This window comes from Pseudomonas sp. GYB4201 (assembly GCF_056312595.1).
Window position 1 is genome coordinate 1 of the sequence record NZ_JBWGIG010000051.1, and the last position, 18,891, is coordinate 18,891.

An 18,891-nucleotide genomic window follows, 5' to 3' on the forward strand; every position below is an offset into this window, starting at 1 on the left:
CCCGAACTCAGCAGTGAAACGATGCATCGCCGATGGTAGTGTGGGGTTTCCCCATGTGAGAGTAGGTCATCGTCAAGATTAAATTCCGAAACCCCCATCTGCGAAAGCAGGTGGGGGTTTTGTCTTTCTGGCGTGCGAAAAATGCGTTCCGCCGCACCGCGCAATGATTTGATACCGTGCAAACCCCGGACGCCGCCTTCGGCAGCTGCTACGGGCAAACCACATCTGATAAGGTTTCCACCTGTCCTCGTTTCCCCCAGCCAAGGAATTGCCCATGCCGGCCAACCCCTCCCTTACACCAGGTTTCATGGTGGTTCACGGCAACCGCCTGGATGAACTGCGCAGCCTGGTGGTGAGCTGGATGCGGCGTTACCCCTTGGCACCCCTGGAGAACGAAATTGCCCTGGTGCAGAGCAACGGCATCGCCCAGTGGCTGAAGCTGGCCCTGGCCGAGGACGCGCAAGACGATGACCTGGGTGGCTGCGGCATTGCCGCGGCCATCGATGTGCAACTGCCCGGCAGTTTCATGTGGCAGCTCTACCGCGGGGTGCTGGGCAAGGACGAGATCCCCCAGGCCTCGCTGCTCGACAAGGCACCGCTGACCTGGCGGTTGATGCGCCTGCTGCCGCAACTGATCGACCAGCCGCATTTCGAGCCATTGCAGCGCTTCCTTACCGACGATAACGACCTGCGCAAGCGCTATCAGCTGGCCGAGCGCCTCGCCGACTTGTACGACCAATACCAGGTGTACCGTGCCGACTGGCTGGAAGATTGGGCCGCTGGCCGCCATCAGCTGCGCAACGTGCGTGGCGAAGCCAAGCCGTTGCCCGAGGCCAACCGCTGGCAGGCGGAGTTGTGGCGCGCGCTGCTGCACGACGTCGGCGAGCAGGGCATGGCCCAGAGCCGCGCCGGCGTGCACCAGCGCTTCATCGAGCGCATCAACGCGCTGGAAACCGCGCCGCCCGGCCTGCCCAACCGTGTGATCGTCTTCGGTATCTCATCGTTGCCGGCCCAGGCGCTGGAAGCATTGGCAGGGCTGGCACGCTTCAGCCAGGTGCTGCTGTGCGTGCACAACCCCTGCCGCCATCACTGGTCCGACATCGTTGCCGACAAGGACCTGCTGCGCCACCAATACAAGCGCCAGGCGCGCAAGCAGGGCATGCCGGTGGTCATCGACGCCGACGCGCTGCACCAGCACGCCCATCCGTTATTGGCCGCCTGGGGCAAGCAGGGCCGCGACTACATCAACCTGCTGGACAGCTACGACGACCCCAACAGTTACCGCGCCGCGTTCCGCGAAGGGCGCATCGACCTGTTCACCGAGGACGAGCCCACCACGCTGCTCGGCCAACTGCAGGACGACATCCTCGAACTGCGTCCTCTGGCCGAAACCCGCACCACCTGGCCTGCAGTAAACCCGGCCAAGGATCGCTCGATACGCTTCCACGTGGCCCACAGCGCCCAGCGCGAAGTGGAGATCCTGCACGACCAACTGCTGGCCCGGTTCAGCGCCGACCCCAACCTCAGGCCCCGCGACGTTATCGTCATGGTCCCCGACGTTGACAGCTACGCCCCGCATATTCGCGCCGTGTTCGGCCAGCTGGACCGCCACGATCCACGCTTCATTCCGTTCACCCTGACCGACCAGAACCAGCGTGGCCGCGACCCGTTGCTGATCGCCATCGAGCATTTGCTCAAGCTGCCTGACAGCCGCTTCGCGGTCAGCGAAATCCTTGATCTGCTGGACGTGCCCGCCCTGCGCGCACGTTTCGGCATGCAGGAAAACGACCTGCCCACCTTGCACCGCTGGATCGAAGGTGCCGGCATCCGCTGGGGGCTCAACGCGGCCCAGCGCGCTGGCCTTGGCTTGCCCGAGCAACTGGAGCAGAACAGCTGGCGGTTCGGCCTGCGGCGCATGCTGCTGGGCTACGCGGTAGGCGGCGGCGAAGGCTATGGCGGCATCGAGCCCTATGATGAAATCGGTGGTCTGGATGCGGCGCTGATCGGCCCGCTGGTGGCGCTGCTCGATGCCCTGGAGGTCGCCCACCAGGTGCTTTCCACGCCTGCCGAGCCGCAAGAGTGGGGCGAGCGCCTGCACGGCCTGGTCCAGGTGTTTTTCCAGGCCAGCACCGAGCACGACGACTACCTGCTGGTGCAACTCGAAGAGCTGCGCGAGCAATGGCTGCGCACCTGCGCCTCGGTGGAACTGCACGAGCCGCTGCCGCTGACCGTGGTGCGCGAGGCCTGGCTGGCCGGGCTCGACCAGGGCAAGCTGTCCCAGCGCTTCCTCGCCGGTGCGGTGAACTTCTGCACGCTGATGCCCATGCGCGCCATCCCCTTCAAGGTGGTGTGCCTGCTGGGCATGAACGACGGCGACTACCCGCGTGCCCAACCCCCCTTGGACTTCGACCTGATGGGCAGCGACTACCGCCCCGGCGACCGCTCGCGCCGTGAAGACGACCGCTACCTGCTGCTCGAAGCCCTGCTGTCGGCGCGCGAACAGCTGTACATCAGCTGGGTAGGCCGCAGCATCCGCGACAACAGCGAGCGCCCGGCCTCGGTGCTGATCGGCCAACTGCGCGACCACCTCGCCAGCGGCTGGGCCCTGCAGGGCGCGGAGGGGGGTGGCAAGCTCAACGCTGGCGAGCAACTGGTGCACGCCCTGAGCCTGGAGCACCCGTTGCAGCCGTTCAGTGCGCGTTATTTCCATGAAGGCAGCGGCCTGTTCAGCTTCGCCTCCGAATGGCGGGTGCTGCACACCGAGCAGGGCGAACAGCCCACCGAAGCCGTGCTGCCGCCCCATGAACAGGACGAGCCGCTGGCCCTCACGCAACTGCAGGATTTCCTGCGCAACCCGGTGCGGCATTTCTTCAGCCAGCGCCTGAAAGTGTTCTTCGAAACCGCCGAGGCGCCCCTCGCCGATGAAGAACCCTTCGTGCTCGACGCCCTGGAGCGCTACACCCTCAGCGACCAATTGCTGACCACGGCCATGGCTACCCTGGGGGCCGTCGACGAAGCGTTGCACACCCAGGCCCGGCGCATGCAAGGCAGCGGCCTGCTGCCCATGGCCGGGTTCGGCACCTTGCTGCAGGAAGAACTGATAGAACCGCTGCCCGACCTGCTGCAACGCTTCCAGCAGCTGTTGGTGCTGTGGCCGACGCCTGTGGTGGCCGCCAAACCGGTGAACTTCGAATTCAAGGACCTGCGCCTGGATGGCTGGGTCAGCAACCTGCACCAACGCGCCGATGGCAACCTGCTGAGCGTCACAGCCATCGCCAACGCCATCGGCGGTGCCCGTTCGCGCAAATGGCACCGCCTCACCCGCAGCTGGGTCACCCACCTGGCGGCTTGCGCGGTTGGCCTGCCGCTGACCACTGCCGTGGTTGCCAGCGACGACACCCTGGTGCTGGCAGCGCTGGAACCAGGGCAGGCCCGCGAAGTGCTGGGCCACCTGCTGCAGGCCTGGCAACAGGGCATGCGCCGGCCGCTGCCGGTGGCAGTGAAAACCGCGTTCGCCTGGCTGGGCCAGGGCGACCCGGTCAAGGCCGAGGCCGCCGCGCGCAAGGCCTATGAAGGCGATGGCATCACCACCGATGGCGAGCGCCGCGAAAGCGTGGCGCTGGCCCGGCAGTTCCCCGACTTCAATGCGTTGGTCGACAGCGAAGAGTTCGAAGGCTGGTGCGATGCCTTGTACCGCCCCATGTTCGAAGCGCCCTGGCGCTCCATCGATGCCGACGAGGCCCGCTCATGACCGACTCCCGACTCAAGCCCCTGGCGCTGGCCTTCCCGCTGCGCGGCAGCCAGCTGATCGAGGCCAGCGCCGGTACCGGCAAGACCTTCACCATCTCGGCGCTGTACCTGCGCCTGGTGCTGGGCCACGGTGGCGAACCGGCAGGCTTCGGCCGCGAATTGCTGCCGCCGCAGATCCTCGTGGTGACCTTCACCGACGCCGCCACCAAGGAGCTGCGCGAACGCATCCGCACGCGCCTGGCCGAGGCTGCGCGCTTCTTCCGCGACGAGATGCCCAGCCCCGACGACCTGATCAGCCAGCTGCGCGACGAGTTCGCCCCCGAGCAGTGGGCGGGTTGCGCCAACCGCCTGGACATCGCCGCGCAATGGATGGACGAAGCGGCGGTCTCGACCATTCACAGCTGGTGCCAGCGCATGCTGCGCGAGCACGCCTTCGACAGCGGCAGCCTGTTCACCCAGACCCTGGAGACCGACCACAGCGACCTGTTGGGCGAGGTGGTGCGCGACTACTGGCGGCGCTTCTGCTACGCCATGCAGGGTGACACGCTCAACTGGGTGCGCAGCAACTGGGGCGGCCCGGCCGCGCTATTGCCGCGCGTGCGTGCGCTGTTCGGCACCCCGCGCCGTGGCGACAGCGGCCAGGAGCCTGCCGAGCTCATCGAAGCCGCGCTGGCCGAGCGCAAGCTGGCCTTGCAGCAGCTCAAGGCACCCTGGGCGCAATGGGCCGAGGAGCTGCGGGCCATCTGCCTGGAGGCCGTGGCGGCCAAGGCGGTGGACGGCCGCAAGATGCAGGCGCGCTACTTCGAGCCCTGGTTCGACAAGCTTGGCGCCTGGGCCGCTGACGAAAGCCTGGTGGACCTGGACATCGGCACCGGCTTCACCCGCCTGACCCCGGACGGCATGGCCGAAGCCTGGAAAGGCGAGCCGCCGGCGCACCCGGCGCTGGAAGCCATGCAAGGCCTGGCCGACGCCCTCGCCAGCCTGCCCACCCCCGATGCCGCGGTGCTGGAACACGCCGCGCGCTGGGTTGGCGCGCGCTTCGAGGAAGAGAAACGCCGGCGCGCCGAAATGGGCTTCGACGACATGCTGCTGCGCCTGGACGCTGCCTTGCAGGGCAGTGGCGGCGAGCGCCTGGCCGGGTTGATTCGCGAGCAGTTCCCGGTGGCGCTGATCGACGAATTCCAGGACACCGACCCGGTGCAGTACCGGATCTTCGAAAGCATCTACCACATCGAGGCCAACCAGCCCGACAGCGGCCTGTTCCTGATCGGCGACCCCAAGCAGGCGATCTACGCCTTCCGGGGTGCCGACATCTATACCTACTTGCGCGCGCGCCAGGCCACCACCGGCCGTCTGCACACCCTGGGCACCAACTTCCGTTCCAGCCATGCGATGGTCGAGGCGGTAAACCATGTGTTCAACGTCGGCGAACAGCGTGAGCTGGGGCGCGGCGCGTTCCTGTTCCGCCAGGGCGAGGACAATCCCGTGCCGTTCCTGCCGGTGCTGGCCCAGGGCCGCAAGGAGGCCTTGAGCGTCGGCGGCCAGCCCGTGCCGGCGCTGAACCTGTGGCAGCTGCAAAGCGACGCGCCGCTGTCTGGCGTGGTCTACCGCCAGCAGCTGGCGGCCGCCTGCGCCAGCACCATCGTCGAACTGCTCAACGGCGGCCAGCAGGGCAGCGCCGGTTTCAGCAAGCCGGGCGAAGCCATGCGCCCGGTCACGCCGGCGGACATTGCCATCCTGGTGCGTGACGGCAAGGAGGCCCAGGCGGTGCGCGGCGAACTGGCGGCGCGTGGGGTGCGCAGCGTGTACCTGTCCGACAAGGACTCGGTGTTCGCCGCCCAGGAAGCCCACGACCTGCTGAGCTGGCTCAAGGCTTGCGCCGAGCCGGACGCCGAGCGCCCGCTGCGTGGCGCCCTCGCCACCACCACCTTGAACCTGCCCCTCAGCGCCCTGGCGCAGCTGAACCAGGACGAGCTGGCCTGGGAGCGGCGGGTGATGCAGTTCCGCACCTACCGCACCCTGTGGCGCACCCAGGGCGTGCTGCCCATGCTGCGCCGTCTGCTGCACGATTTCCGCCTGCCGCAGACCTTGATGCTGCGCAGCGACGGCGAGCGCGTGCTCACCAACCTGCTGCACCTGTCCGAGCTGCTGCAGCAGGCCGCTGGCGAGCTGGACGGCGAGCAGGCGCTGATCCGCCACCTGTCCGAACACCTGGCCACCGCCGGCCAGGCCGGTGAAGAACAGATCCTGCGCCTGGAAAGCGACGAGCAGTTGGTCAAGGTGGTGACCATCCACAAATCCAAGGGCCTGGAATACCCGCTGGTGTTCCTGCCCTTCATCTGCTCGGCCAAACCGGTGGACGGCAAGCGCCTGCCGCTGGCGTTCCACGACGAGCAGGGCAACGTGCAGGTGACCCTGAGCCCAACCGCCGAACAGGTGCAACTGGCTGACGACGAGCGCCTGGCCGAAGACCTGCGCCTGCTGTACGTGGCCCTGACCCGCGCCCAGCACGCCTGTTGGCTGGGGGTTGCCGACCTCAAGCGTGGCAACACCAAGGACTCGGTGCTGCACCGCTCGGCCCTGGGTTACCTGCTGGGCGGTGGCCAGCGCCTGGGCGAGCCCCAGGCCCTGGCCATCTGGCTGCGCGACCTGGCGGCCGATTGCCCGGCCATTCACGCCGGGTTGATGCCCGAGGCCACCACCCAGCATTACGTGCCGCCGCGCAACGAAGCCAACCTGCTGGCAGCCAAGCAGCCCAAGCGCCGTGCTGCAGAGAACTGGTGGATCGCCTCCTACAGTGCCCTGCGCATCAGCAACAGCGTGGCGCCGGGCAGCGACCAGTCCCCCGACAGCCCCCAGGCCCAGAAGCTGTTCGACGACGAACGCCTGGACCCCACCGCGCCGCGCGAAGCCCAGGCGATCAGTGGCGATATCCACCGTTTCCCGCGCGGCCCCAACCCCGGCACTTTCCTCCACGGCCTGCTGGAGTGGGCCGGGCGCGAAGGCTTCGCTACGGTCGCCGCGCAACCTGAGCTGCTGGCGGAAACAGTGGGCGCGCGTTGCAACCTGCGTGGCTGGAAGGGCTGGATCCCGACGCTGAACAGCTGGCTGCTGCACCTGTTGCAGACGCCCCTGGCCATCGGCGACACCCGCTTGAGCCTGACCGACCTTACGCAGTACCAGATCGAGATGGAGTTCTGGTTCGCCAGCCACCGCGTCGACGTGACCCAGCTCGATACCCTGGTGCGCGACCACACCCACGACGGCGCCGCGCGTGCGCCCGCTGAGGGCGCCATGCTCAACGGCATGTTCAAGGGCTTCATCGACCTGACCTTCGAGCACGAAGGCCGCTATTACGTGGCCGACTACAAGTCGAACTGGCTGGGCGCCGACGAGAGTGCCTACACCGAGCTGGCCATGACCCAGGCCATCCTCGACAACCGCTACGACCTGCAATACGTGCTCTACCTGCTGGCCCTGCACCGCCAACTCAAGGCCCGCCTGCCCGGCTACGACTACGACCAGCACGTGGGCGGCGCGGTGTTCATCTTCCTGCGCGGCGTGCACGCGCCCAGCCAGGGCCTGGCGTTCGCGCGGCCACCGCGCGCGTTGATCGAGCGGCTGGACGAGCTGTTCCGCGGCGTGGTGCGCCAGCCTGAACCCATGGGTGACCTGTTCGAAGGAGAACCGGCATGAGCCGTACATTTGCCGATCTGCTGCCTACCGCGCTGGAAGCCCGCAGCCTCGCCGAGCTGGCCCCGCTGCAAAAGGTCGACGACCTGCTGGCGCTGCTTGAGCGCTGGGCCGAGCGCGGCTGGCTGCGGGCGCTGGACAAGGCCTTCGTCGGTTTCCTCGCCGAGCGTGACCCGGGTGGCGACCCGCTGGTGCTGCTGGCCGCTGCGCTCACCAGCCACCAGCTGGGCCACGGCCACGTCTGCCTGGACCTGGCGCAGACCCTGGAAGAGCCCGACTTCGCGCTGTCGTTGCCGCCCGAGGGCGACGCGCTGGCAGGCCCGGTGCTGCTGCCCTCGCAGCTGCTGGAACACCTGCAACCCGAAGCCTGGCGCCAGACCCTGGCCGCCAGCCCGTTGGTGGCATTGGCCGACAACGACAGCGGCGAACGGCCGCTGGTGTTGGCGGGCCAGCGCCTGTACCTGCGCCGCTACTGGAGCTACGAACGGCGCATCGACACGGCCCTGCGCCAGCGCCTGGCCGCGCAGGAAGCCACGCCGGACGATTTGCGCACGCGCCTTGAACAGCTGTTCGGCAGCCCCGGCAGCGAACGCATCGACTGGCAAAAGCTGGCCTGCGCCCTGGCCACCCGCAGCGCCTTCAGCATCGTCACCGGCGGCCCCGGCACCGGCAAGACCACCACTGTGGTGCGCCTATTGGCCCTGCTGCAGGCACCGGCGGTAGAGGCGGGCGCACCGTTGCGCATCCGCCTGGCCGCGCCCACGGGCAAGGCCGCGGCGCGGCTGACCGAATCCATCAGCGCCCAGGTCAAGCAGCTGGAAGTCAGCGACTGGGTCAAGGCCAAGATCCCCACCGAAGTGACCACCGTGCACCGCCTGCTGGGCAGCCGCCCGGGCACCCGGCACTTCCGCCATAACGCCGCCAACCCGTTACCGCTGGACGTGCTGGTGGTGGACGAGGCGTCGATGATCGACCTCGAAATGATGGCCAACCTGCTGGGCGCCATGCCCGCCCACGCGCGGTTGGTGCTGCTGGGCGACAAGGACCAGTTGGCCTCGGTGGAAGCTGGCGCGGTGCTGGGCGACCTGTGCCGCGACGCCGAGCAGGGCTGCTACAGCCCGCAGACGTTGGCGTGGCTGGAAGCGGTCAGCGGTGAAGCACTGGCCGACGGCGGCCTGCAGGTGGGCAGCGCCGAGCGCAACCCGCTGGCCCAGCAGGTGGTAATGCTGCGCCACTCGCGACGCTTCGGTGAAGGCAGCGGCATTGGCCAGCTGGCCTTGCGGGTCAACCGCCAGGAGGCCGACCAGGCGCGCGAACTGCTCAACGCCGGCCAGTTCGGCGACATCTCCGCCATCAAGCTCAGCGGCGAGCACGATCGCAAGCTCGACCGCCTGCTGCTGCAAGGCCAGGGCAGCGCCGGCCCCCAGGGCTACCGCCATTACCTGAACGTGCTGCAGGCCAACCGCCCGGCCCCGCGCACGGCGCTGGAAAGCGAACTATGGGCCGGTTGGGCGAAACAGGTGCTGGAGGCGTTCGAGTCGTTCCAGCTGTTGTGCGCGGTGCGCAAGGGGCCATGGGGCGTGGAGGGCCTGAACCAGCGCGCTACCCAGGCGCTGACCGCCGCGCGGCTGATCGAAGGCGACCAGCCCTGGTACGAAGGCCGGCCGGTGCTGATGACCCGCAACGACTATGGCCTTGGCCTGATGAACGGTGACATTGGCATTGCCCTGCGCCTGCCCGAAAGCGGTGCGCCAGACCGCCAGGTGCTGCGCGTGGCCTTCCCGCGCAACGACGGCCAGGGTGGCGTGCGCTTCGTGCTGCCCAGCCGCCTGAACGACGTGGAAACGGTGTTCGCCATGACCGTACACAAGTCCCAGGGCTCGGAGTTCGCCCACACCGCGCTGATCCTGCCCGACGCGCTCAACCCGGTGCTGACCAAGGAGCTGATCTACACCGGCATCACCCGCGCCAAGCACTGGTTCAGCCTGATCGAACCCCGCGCCGGCGTGTTCGAAGACGCCGTGCGGCGCAAGGTGAAACGCCTGAGCGGGTTGATGCTGGAACACTGAGGCCCCGTAGCCGCTGCCGCCAGGCTGCGCAGGCCCGCGAGTGCGCTGGAAATCTTCAGCGTGGATAAGGGCCCGCGCCGCCTACGGCAGCGGCTACGAAGTGGGCAGGCTCCGCTTCCCCCAGCCCCATGAACCGCCGCACCCGCTCCGCCTCGGGCGCATGGCGAATGCGCTCGGGGCTGGCATCCAGCTGCACGTTGCCGTTTTCCATGAACACCACCCGGTCGGAAATCGACAGGGCAAAGTCCATCTCGTGGGTCACGATCAGCATGGTCATGCCGTCCTTGGCCAGGTCGGCGATCACCTTCAGCACGTCGCCCACCAGCTCCGGGTCCAGCGCCGAGGTGGGTTCATCGAACAGCATCACCTGCGGCTCCATGGCCAGGGCGCGGGCGATGGCCACGCGTTGCTGCTGGCCGCCAGACAACTGGTGCGGGTACTTGTTGGCGTGGGCCAGCAGGCCGACTTTATCCAGCAGGGCAAAAGCCTGTTGGCGGGTGACGTGCTTGTCGCCACCGTGGTAAATCGGCGCCAGGGTAATGTTGTCCACAAGGTTCAGGTGCGGGAACAGGTTGAAGCTCTGGAACACCATGCCGATGTGCCGCACGCCCCGGCGCATCTGCGGGTTGTTCGGCGTGTCGCCGGCGTGGATGAAGCTTTCGCCGAACAGCACGATCTCGCCCTGGTCGATGCTTTCCAGGCCGTTGATGGTGCGAATCAGCGAGGTCTTGCCCGAGCCCGACGGGCCGATGATCGACACCACCTGGCCGCTGGCGACGCTGAGGTCGATGCCCTTTAGCACCTCATGGTCGCCGTAGCGCTTGTGGATGTTCTGCAACTGCAGCGCTGGCGCCGCGCCGGCCAGGGGCTTGCGCCCGGTGCTCGGCAGCCGCGCCGCCAGGCTCTGGCGCAGTTGCGCCAGCGGGTTGGCCGCCAGGGTCTGCGGGCTGCGTTGGTTGAGGTCCAGGTAGCGCTCCAGGCGCTGTAGCAGCCAGCCGAACAGGCTGACGATCAGCACGTAGTACACGGCCACCGCCGCCAGGGTCTCCATCACCAGGAAATTCTGCGCGTACAGGCGTTGGCCCACGGTGAGCAGCTCGGTCAGGGAGATCACCGAGATCAGCGAGGTGAGTTTCACCACGGTGATGTATTCATTGATCAGCGTTGGCAGGGATATGCGGAACGCCTGGGGAATCACGATCAGCCGTTGCAGGCCCAGGGCGCCAATGCCCAGAGCGCGGCCGGCTTCCTTCTGGCCCTTGTGCACGGAAATCAGGCCGCCGCGGTGGATCTCGGCCATGTACGCCGCCTCCGTCACCACCAGCGCCAACAGCCCCGAATAGAAGGGGTTGGACAGCACGCTGCCGGTCACCGGGAGCAGCTGCGGCAGGTTGTAGACGAACACCACCAGCACCAGCAACGGAATGCTGCGGAAGAACCAGATGTACACCGCCGCCGGCAAGCTCAGCCACTTGATGCTCGACAGCTTGGCGCTGGCCAGGCCGAAGCCCAGCAGCATGCCGATGAACCAGCCAAGGGCGCTGAGTTCCACCACCGTGACGCAGGCTTCCCAGAACGCGGGCATGGAGAACAGCGAGATGAAATAGGACCAGTCGAATTGCATGGGTACCCGCTCCGCATTGAACGGCCGGCCACCCTGGCAAGGGCAGCCGACGCCAGGGTCAGTTGGAGGCTTCTTCCAGGTTGTACTTCTTCAGGATCGCCGCGTATTCGCCGGACTGCTTGCTCTGGGCCACCGCTTTGAGCAGCGCCTGGTAGGTCTCTTCATTGCCCTTTTTCACGTAGATGCCCAGGGTCTGCGGGTACACCAGCTGCTGCGAGGTCACCAGCACGCGGCCCTTGGTCTTCTCGGCGATCATGTGCGCGGCGCCGGAAATCTCCACCTGGGCCTGGATGTTCTTCGACAGCAGTGCCTGGGTCACCTCGGGCGCCGAGGGGTATTCGCTCACGGTGATGGCGCCCTTGTTGTTGGGCAGGCAGTAATCGGTGGACAGCTTCTGGAACTGCGCCACCCAGGTGGTGCCTTGCTCCAAGCCGACTTTCAGGCCGCACAAATCCTCGGGCACCGCCGGTTTCAGCGGGCTGTCGGCCGGCACCATGATCGCCGCGCCGGTGCGGGCGTAGGGAATGGTCTGCGCCTGGGCCTGGCGTTCCGGGGTGATGTACATGCCGGAGATGATCGCGTCGTAGTGCCCGGCGTTCAGCCCCAGGATCAGGTTAGGGAACTTGGTGTCGACGAACTCGGCCTTGGCGTCCAGCTGCTTGGCCAGCGCGTGGGCCAGTTCCGGGTCGGAGCCCACCACGTTCTTGTCACTGTCGTAGGACTCGAACGGCGGGTAGGTGATTTCCATGCCGACCTTCAGCTGGCCGGGCGTGGCGGTGGTCGAGGCCAGGGCGGCGGTGGTGCTCAGCAGGCAGGCGGCCAGCAGGGTCAGGCGGGTAATGTTGGACATGCGGGTGCTCCAGAGTAAGGGAAAGTACGTCAGGCCTGTTTTTTCAAATGACCGAAACTCGACGGCTTGCGGGTCTTGGCGGGCAGCTGCACCTCGCCGTTTTCCACGCGTTTGCGCAGGTACTGGTAGGTCTGCAACGCCTGGCCGTACATGTGCTCGCCGATGGCGATTTCCTCGTAGTCCTGGCCGCCCTGGGCGAAGGCGGGCAGGGGCTTGATCTGGGTGTGGTAGTCGCACGCGTAGAACAGCGGGAACGAATAGCGCTCGTGGCTGACCTTGCGCACCCGATGGGCCGTTGCAACGAACGTACCGGCGGTCATCACTTCCAGCATGTCGCCGATGTTGACCACGAAGGCGTCGGCAATGGGCGGCGCGTCGATCCACTGGCCCAGGTCGTTCATCACTTCAAGGCCCGGCTGGTCGGCCTGCAAAATGGTGAAGCACTCGTAGTCGGTGTGTGCACCGATACCGGGCGCGTCGACGGCGTCTGCATCAAAGGGGTAATGGATCAGCCGCAGCTTGGAGGGCGGGCGGGTCACCAGCGGGTCGAAATAGTCCTCGGCCAGCCCCAAGGCCAGGGCAAAGCCGCCGAACAGCTTGCGGCCCAGGGCGAACACCGCCGCGTAATAGGCCTGCACCGAGGCCTTGAAACCCGGCACCTCGGGCCAGTGGTTGGGGCCCAGCAGCGGCGTATTGGCCAGCACCAGCGGGTCGTCGGCGGGCACCTCGAAGCCCACGTCGAAGGCTTCCTTGTGGTCGGGCTTGCCCTTGGAGTAGACCTCTTCGCCCTCGGGCACGAAGCCCTTGTGGGTGGCCGAGGTGCCGATGTAGTGCTGCATCTTCGCCGCCAGCGGCTGGGCGAAATAGTCCCGGGCGGCCTGGCGCAGGTTGGCGATCAGCTGCGGGGCGATGCCGTGGCCGGTGATGTACAGGAAACCGACCTCGCTGGCGGCGCGGCCCAGTTGCTCGGCCACCGCCAGGCGGTGTTCCAGTTCGACGCTGAACAGCCCGGCGATGTTCACCACCGGGATGCTCTTGAAGTTGGCCTTGGGCTCAATGTTGTTCATCAGGGTTCCTCAGCAGTGGGCGGCGCGGAAACGCTCGAAGTGGGCGCGTTCGGTGCGGGCCATCCACACGTTCAGCGACCACAGGTCGGCGACCGGGACATTGGTGAAGGGCAGGTGATGCAGGTAGCCGTCAGCGCCGAACTCCGGGGTCAGGGTGGTGACCTGGTAGCCGCGCGCCTGTTGCGAGGCCCAGATGGCCTCCCAGTGTTGTTGGTGGAAAGCCAGTTCGCGGCCGTATTCCGGGGCGCCGGGGTGCGGCACCTGCGGGCCCTGGTCGTAGCCGACCCGGGCCTGAATGTGATGCACGCGCTCGACGAACGCGCCGAGGTCGTCCGCCGGATCGTCCAGCAGGCGCTCGCAGGTCACCACCCAGTGGCTGATGTCGCTGGTGAAACGCAGGTCCGGCAGCTGGCGGATCAGCTCCAGGGTCACCCAGGGGTTGAACAGCGAGCGTGAGCGGTGGGTTTCGAAACTGAGGAATTGGCCATGCTTGTGGCCCAGCTCCAGCGCGCGGCCGAAGAACTCCACTTGTTGCGCCAGGGGCCAGCGGTCGTTGCCGGCCAGCACGTTGATGAAGCGTGGGGTCAGCTCGCCGGCCCAGGCCAGCTTGGTGTCCAGGTCATTGAGGTGCTCGGCGGGCTGGGCCGATTGCTGGGGCAAAACGTCGTAGGCGGTGAATAGAGTACAAATGTACCCTGTCGAGTTGGCGCGCAGGAACGCGGCGAATTCGCTGCGCTCACGGGCCACCAGCGGCAGCCGCGCCTCCATGCCGTCGAAGCCGGCGGCCTGCAGTTCTTCCAGGGCCTGGGCCTTGCTGGCGGTGTAACCCCACAGGGTGCGGAAGGTTTCCAGTTTCATCGAGGCTCCTCATGCTACGCAGCACCCTGGCGGCATGGGCCGGGGCGTCATTGGGCTGGGCAGTAGCAAAAGGGCACGCGAATGGCCGGGTCTCTGGCGGAACCGGTCCGGTTGGATGGCTGGATCTTAGGCAGGGCCGTGTGTCGGAAAGAATAGGAAAGCTCAAATCGATAGTTCAGAAATCCTTGAACCAATAGCCCGCTACCGAACCGGGTAAGGTGAAAAGGCTGTGCTATCGTTTTGGCACGACCGGGCATCACATGGGTTTTCATCAGGGAGCTGTCTGGATGGCGGGTGTCATTGGCTACGGAAAGCGCATGTGGGAGCCTGCACCATGAGCGGCCGCACCCTGCGCAGCGCGCTGCGGCGTGCGCAACTGACAGTGGCGCTGGGCGCGGCCGGCCTGTGTGCCGGCTGCATGGTAGTGCTGGGCGCATTCGCCTGGCGCACCCAGGCCATCGAGGCGTTGCCGGCGGCCACGCAATGGCGCCTGGCCCTGGGCGGCATCGCTGGCGCGCTGATCTGCACGGTGCTTGGCACCCTGGGCGCGCTGTACCTGTCGCGGCGCCTGCTACGCGACATCACCGAGCCGCTGCACAGCCTGGCCAACGTCGCCGATGCCGCACGGCGCGAGCACCGCTTTGAACGGCGGGTGCCGCACAGCGAGGTGGATGACCTGGAACAGTTGGGCAGTGACGTCAACGCGCTGCTCGACGAACTGGAACACCTGAGCGCCCACAGCCAGCCCGAGCCGTACCTGCAGGCCAGCCTCGACATCCTCACGGGCCTGCCCAACCGGGTGTTCTTCGAAGCGCGGCTGGCGCGCAACCTCAGTGACAAGCAGCCGCGGCGCATGGCCGTGCTGTACATCGACGCCGACCATTTCAAGGCCATCAACGACCGCCATGGCCATGCCGCGGCGGATGAAGTGCTGATCTGCCTGGCTGGCCGGGTGCGTACCCAATTGCGCGAAAACGACCTGCTGGCGCGCCTGGGCGGCGACGAATTCGCCGTGCTGCTGTCGCCGCTCAACGACAGCGACGACGCCTGGCGCATCGCCGACAACATCATCGCCGCGCTGCACGCACCGCTGGTGCTGCCCAACGCCGACAGCCTGCATGCCTCCATCAGTGTCGGCGTGGCCCTGGCCCCCGACCACGGCCAGGTCGCCACCGAGCTGCTGGCCGCCGCCGCCGACGCCCTGCACCAGGCCAAACGCCTGGGCCGCGGCCGCTGGCACCAGGCGGAGCCCACCAACCTGGCGGTGTGAACGAAATCAACCCGTAGCAGCTGCCGAAGGCTGCGTCCTCGGCCCACCACCGGCGGTGCGGACGGACGCAGCCTTCGGCAGCTGCGACCGCCCGCCCCCCCCCCCCCCCCCCCCCCCGCCGCGCCCGGCCCCCCCCCCCCCCCCCCCCCCCCCCCCCCCCCCCCCGCGGGGGGGGGTGAATTTCAATGAATGGGTTTCGCCCATCAGGAAGGGGGCGTTCAGCTCGGTCACTTCGCGAATGTAATCCCAGAGCAAATTGATGCGCTTCAACTTGCGCAGATCCTCCCGGCAGTACATCCAGAACTGCCGCGTAACACTGATCTCCCCCACCAGCACCGGCACCAGGTCGTCAGCCTGCGCCGCCAGGAAGCACGGCAATATCGCCATGCCATGCCCCTGGCGCGCCGCCACGTACTGGGCGATGACGCTGGTGCTGCGCAGCCCGGCGCTGGCGTTGGGCAGCAGGTTGGCCAGGTACAGCAGCTCCGGGCTGAAGGCCAGGTCGTCGACGTAGCTGATGAAACGGTGCCCGGCCAGGTCGCGGCCGTGGCGGATGGGCGGGTGGCGGTCGAGGTAAGCCTGGGTGGCGTACAGCTGCAGGCGGTAGTCGCACAGCTTGCAGCACACGTAGGGCCCGTGCTCCGGGCGTTCCAGGGCGATGACCACGTCGGCCTCGCGCTTGGACAGGCTGATGAAGTGCGGCAGCGGCAGGATGTCCACGCTGATGGCCGGGTAGGCATCGACGAAGTGGCTCAGCTGCGGGGTGATGAAGAAGCTGCCGAAGCCCTCGGTGCAGCCCATGCGGATGTGCCCCGACAGCGCCACGCCCGACCCTGACACCTGCTCGCAGGCCATGTGCAGGGTGCTTTCGATGGACTCGGCGTAGCCCAGCAGGCGCTGGCCCTCGGCGGTGAGGATGAAGCCGGTGGTGCGCGACTTCTCGAACAGCAGGGTGCCCATGGCGGTTTCCAGCGAGGTGATGCGCCGCGACACCGTGGTGTAGTCCACGCCCAGGCGCCGGGCGGCGTTGCTGGCCTTGCGGGTGCGGGCGACCTCGAGGAAAAACTTCAGGTCATCCCAGTTCAGGTTGCCAAGGGAGGTGATGTTTTTTTGCATGTTGGACCGGCTTTTATCCGCGTTCTTGTTGGATGTTTGCACATCTATACTCCAGGAAAGAGCCATCACGCCATGCACAAAAACAATTACGCGGAGGTCTTGATGAACGTTTCGGTAAATGCCGGTATCCCCAAGGTGAAGCTGCTGATCGACGGCGAGTGGGTCGAGTCCCAGGCCAGCGAGTGGCGCGACATCGTCAACCCCGCCACCCAACAGGTGCTGGCCCGGGTGCCGTTTGCCACCCAGGCCGAGGTGGACGCCGCCGTCGCGGCGGCGCAAAAAGCCTTCCTCAGTTGGCGCAACACCCCGGTGGGCGCGCGCATGCGCATTATGCTCAAGTTCCAGGCGCTGATTCGCGAGCATTCCAAGCGCATTGCCCAGACCCTCAGCGCCGAGCAGGGCAAGACCCTGGCCGACGCCGAAGGCGACATTTTCCGTGGCCTGGAGGTGGTGGAACACGCCTGTTCCATCGGCAGCCTGCAGATGGGCGAGTTCGTCGAGAACGTCGCCGGCGGCGTCGACACCTACACCCTGCGCCAGCCCATCGGCGTGTGCGCGGGCATCACCCCGTTCAACTTCCCGGCCATGATCCCGCTGTGGATGTTTCCCATGGCCATCGTCTGCGGCAACACCTTCGTGCTCAAGCCCTCCGAGCAGGACCCGCTGTCCACCGTGCAACTGGTGGAACTGGCGCTGGAGGCCGGCATTCCCAAGGGGGTGCTCAACGTGGTGCAGGGCGGCAAGGAGGTGGTGGACGCGCTGTGCACCCACGCCGACATCAAGGCAATTTCCTTCGTCGGTTCCACGGCGGTGGGCACCCACGTCTACAACCTCGCCGGCCAGCACCACAAGCGCGTGCAGGCGATGATGGGCGCCAAGAACCACGCCGTGGTGCTACCCGACGCCAACCGTGAACAGACCCTCAACGCCCTGGTGGGCGCCGCCTTTGGTGCGGCCGGCCAGCGCTGCATGGCCACCTCGGTGGCGGTGCTGGTGGGCGCGGCGAAACAGTGGCTGCCCGAGCTCAAGGCCCTGGCGCAAAAGCTCAAGGTCAACGCCGGCAGCGAGGCCGGCACCGACGTCGGCCCGCTGATTTCACGCCAGGCCAAGCAGCGTGTGCTGAGCCTGATAGAAAGCGGGGTGAAGGAGGGCGCCGTGCTGGAACTGGACGGCCGCGACGTGCAGGTGCCGGGCTTCGAGGAAGGCAACTTCGTCGGCCCCACCCTGTTCTCAGGGGTGACCACTGACATGCAGATCTACACCCAGGAAATCTTCGGCCCGGTGCTGGTGGTGCTCACCGTCGACACCCTCGACGAGGCCATCGCCCTGGTGAACCGCAACCCGTTCGGCAACGGCACCGGCCTGTTCACCCAGAGCGGCGCGGCGGCGCGCAAGTTCCAGAGCGAGATCGACGTCGGCCAGGTGGGCATCAACATTCCCATCCCGGTGCCGGTGCCGTTCTTCAGCTTCACCGGCTCGCGCGGCTCCAAGCTGGGCGACCTGGGCCCGTACGGCAAGCAGGTGGTGCAGTTCTACACCCAGACCAAGACGGTGACGGCGCGCTGGTTCGACGACGACAGCGTCAACGACGGCGTCAACACCACCATCAACCTGCGCTAGGAGACTGCCCATGAACATCGCCTTTATCGGCCTGGGCAACATGGGCGCGCCCATGGCCCGCAACCTGCTCAAGGCCGGCCACCGCCTGCAGCTGTTCGACCTGAACAAGGCCGTGCTCGACGAACTGGCCGCCCAGGGCGGCATCATCAGCGCCTCGCCCGGCGAAGCGGCGGCGGCCAGCGACCTGGTGATCACCATGCTGCCGGCCGCAGCCCACGTGCGCACCGTGTACCTGGGCGAGGGCGGCGTGCTGGCCGGCATTCGCCCCGGCACCCCGGCGGTGGATTGCAGCACCATCGACCCGCAGACCGCCCGCGACATCGCCAGCGCCGCCGCCAAGCAGGGCGTCGACCTGGGCGACGCGCCCGTGTCAGGCGGCACCGGCGGCGCGGCAGCGGGCACCCTGACCTTCATGGTCGGCGGCAGCGCGGCGCTGTTCGACACCCTGCACCCGGTGCTGGCGCAGATGGGCCGCAACATCGTCCACTGCGGCGAAGTGGGCACCGGCCAGATCGCCAAGATCTGCAACAACCTGCTGCTGGGTATCTCGATGATCGGCGTCTCGGAGGCCATGGCCCTGGGCAACGCGCTGGGCATCGACACCGGGGTGCTGGCGGGCATCATCAACAGCTCGACCGGGCGTTGCTGGAGCGCCGACACCTATAACCCCTGGCCGGGGATTATTCCCACGGCGCCGGCGGCCCGTGGCTACACCGGTGGCTTTGGTGCGGAGCTGATGCTCAAGGATCTGGGGTTGGCCACCGAAGCCGCAAGGCAGGCACACCAACCGGTGATCCTGGGGGCGGTGGCGCAGCAGCTGTATCAGGCGATGAGCTTGCGCGGTGACGGCGGGCTGGATTTCTCGGCGATCGTGAAGGGGTACCAGAAACCCTGAGAGTGCTGACGCGGCCTGCGGCCGCTGCTACGGTGAAAACCCAGGAGCCGCCGCCGGCCGCCGCCCCCGTGAACCCAAA

10 protein-coding genes, 1 rRNA gene and 1 pseudogene are annotated in these 18,891 nt (G+C 67.2%); 7 read left to right on the plus strand and 5 right to left on the minus strand.

What is annotated here, in order from left to right; genetic code table 11:
• The 4 genes from rrf to recD all read left to right on the plus strand — a co-directional run.
• Nucleotides 1-78: ribosomal RNA gene (gene rrf / locus AC0Z2B_RS29525) — 5S ribosomal RNA — on the plus strand; the annotation flags it as partial.
• Between the two features lie 196 nt (nucleotides 79-274).
• On the plus strand, nucleotides 275-3,751 hold the full coding sequence (gene recC / locus AC0Z2B_RS29530; RefSeq protein ID WP_476301403.1) for an exodeoxyribonuclease V subunit gamma: 3,477 nt from the start codon (nucleotides 275-277) through the stop codon (nucleotides 3,749-3,751).
• On the plus strand, nucleotides 3,748-7,446 hold the full coding sequence (gene recB / locus AC0Z2B_RS29535; RefSeq protein ID WP_476301405.1) for an exodeoxyribonuclease V subunit beta: 3,699 nt from the start codon (nucleotides 3,748-3,750) through the stop codon (nucleotides 7,444-7,446). Before recC ends, recB begins: the two co-directional genes overlap by 4 nt.
• Nucleotides 7,443-9,512 carry an exodeoxyribonuclease V subunit alpha gene (gene recD / locus AC0Z2B_RS29540; protein ID WP_476301407.1) on the plus strand — a complete coding sequence of 690 codons (2,070 nt, stop codon included), beginning with the start codon at nucleotides 7,443-7,445 and terminating at the stop codon, nucleotides 9,510-9,512. Before recB ends, recD begins: the two co-directional genes overlap by 4 nt.
• A gap of 55 nt (nucleotides 9,513-9,567) precedes the next feature.
• Here recD and AC0Z2B_RS29545 read toward each other — a convergent pair whose 3' ends face one another.
• The 4 genes from AC0Z2B_RS29545 to AC0Z2B_RS29560 are packed head-to-tail and all read right to left on the minus strand — an operon-like array spanning nucleotide 9,568 to nucleotide 13,911.
• On the minus strand, nucleotides 9,568-11,136 hold the full coding sequence (locus tag AC0Z2B_RS29545) for an amino acid ABC transporter permease/ATP-binding protein (RefSeq protein WP_476301409.1): 1,569 nt from the start codon (nucleotides 11,134-11,136) through the stop codon (nucleotides 9,568-9,570).
• Nucleotides 11,137-11,194: 58 nt separating this feature from the next.
• Nucleotides 11,195-11,986, minus strand: coding sequence for an ABC transporter substrate-binding protein (locus AC0Z2B_RS29550; protein WP_416422298.1), 792 nt, complete (start codon nucleotides 11,984-11,986; stop codon nucleotides 11,195-11,197).
• Between the two features lie 29 nt (nucleotides 11,987-12,015).
• The gene (locus AC0Z2B_RS29555) at nucleotides 12,016-13,053 is read right to left on the minus strand and encodes an isopenicillin N synthase family dioxygenase (RefSeq protein ID WP_476301411.1); all 1,038 of its coding nucleotides are present in this window, start codon (nucleotides 13,051-13,053) and stop codon (nucleotides 12,016-12,018) included.
• Between the two features lie 9 nt (nucleotides 13,054-13,062).
• A complete protein-coding gene (locus AC0Z2B_RS29560) occupies nucleotides 13,063-13,911 on the minus strand; it encodes a sugar phosphate isomerase/epimerase family protein (RefSeq protein WP_416422300.1) in 849 nt (282 codons plus the stop codon).
• Nucleotides 13,912-14,245: 334 nt separating this feature from the next.
• Between AC0Z2B_RS29560 and AC0Z2B_RS29565 the strand changes: the two genes are divergently transcribed.
• A complete protein-coding gene (locus AC0Z2B_RS29565) occupies nucleotides 14,246-15,181 on the plus strand; it encodes a diguanylate cyclase domain-containing protein (protein WP_476301413.1) in 936 nt (311 codons plus the stop codon).
• A gap of 177 nt (nucleotides 15,182-15,358) precedes the next feature.
• On the opposite strand, the pseudogene AC0Z2B_RS29570 reads toward AC0Z2B_RS29565, so the two are convergent.
• A pseudogene (locus tag AC0Z2B_RS29570) lies at nucleotides 15,359-16,297 on the minus strand (LysR family transcriptional regulator); the annotation flags it as partial.
• Nucleotides 16,298-16,399: 102 nt separating this feature from the next.
• Between AC0Z2B_RS29570 and AC0Z2B_RS29575 the strand changes: the two are divergent.
• Complete coding sequence (locus AC0Z2B_RS29575; RefSeq protein WP_476301415.1) at nucleotides 16,400-17,917, plus strand: CoA-acylating methylmalonate-semialdehyde dehydrogenase; 1,518 nt, start codon at nucleotides 16,400-16,402, stop codon at nucleotides 17,915-17,917.
• Between the two features lie 10 nt (nucleotides 17,918-17,927).
• A complete protein-coding gene (gene mmsB, locus AC0Z2B_RS29580; RefSeq protein ID WP_476301417.1) occupies nucleotides 17,928-18,812 on the plus strand; it encodes a 3-hydroxyisobutyrate dehydrogenase in 885 nt (294 codons plus the stop codon).
• The last annotated feature ends 79 nt before the right edge of the window (nucleotides 18,813-18,891 follow it).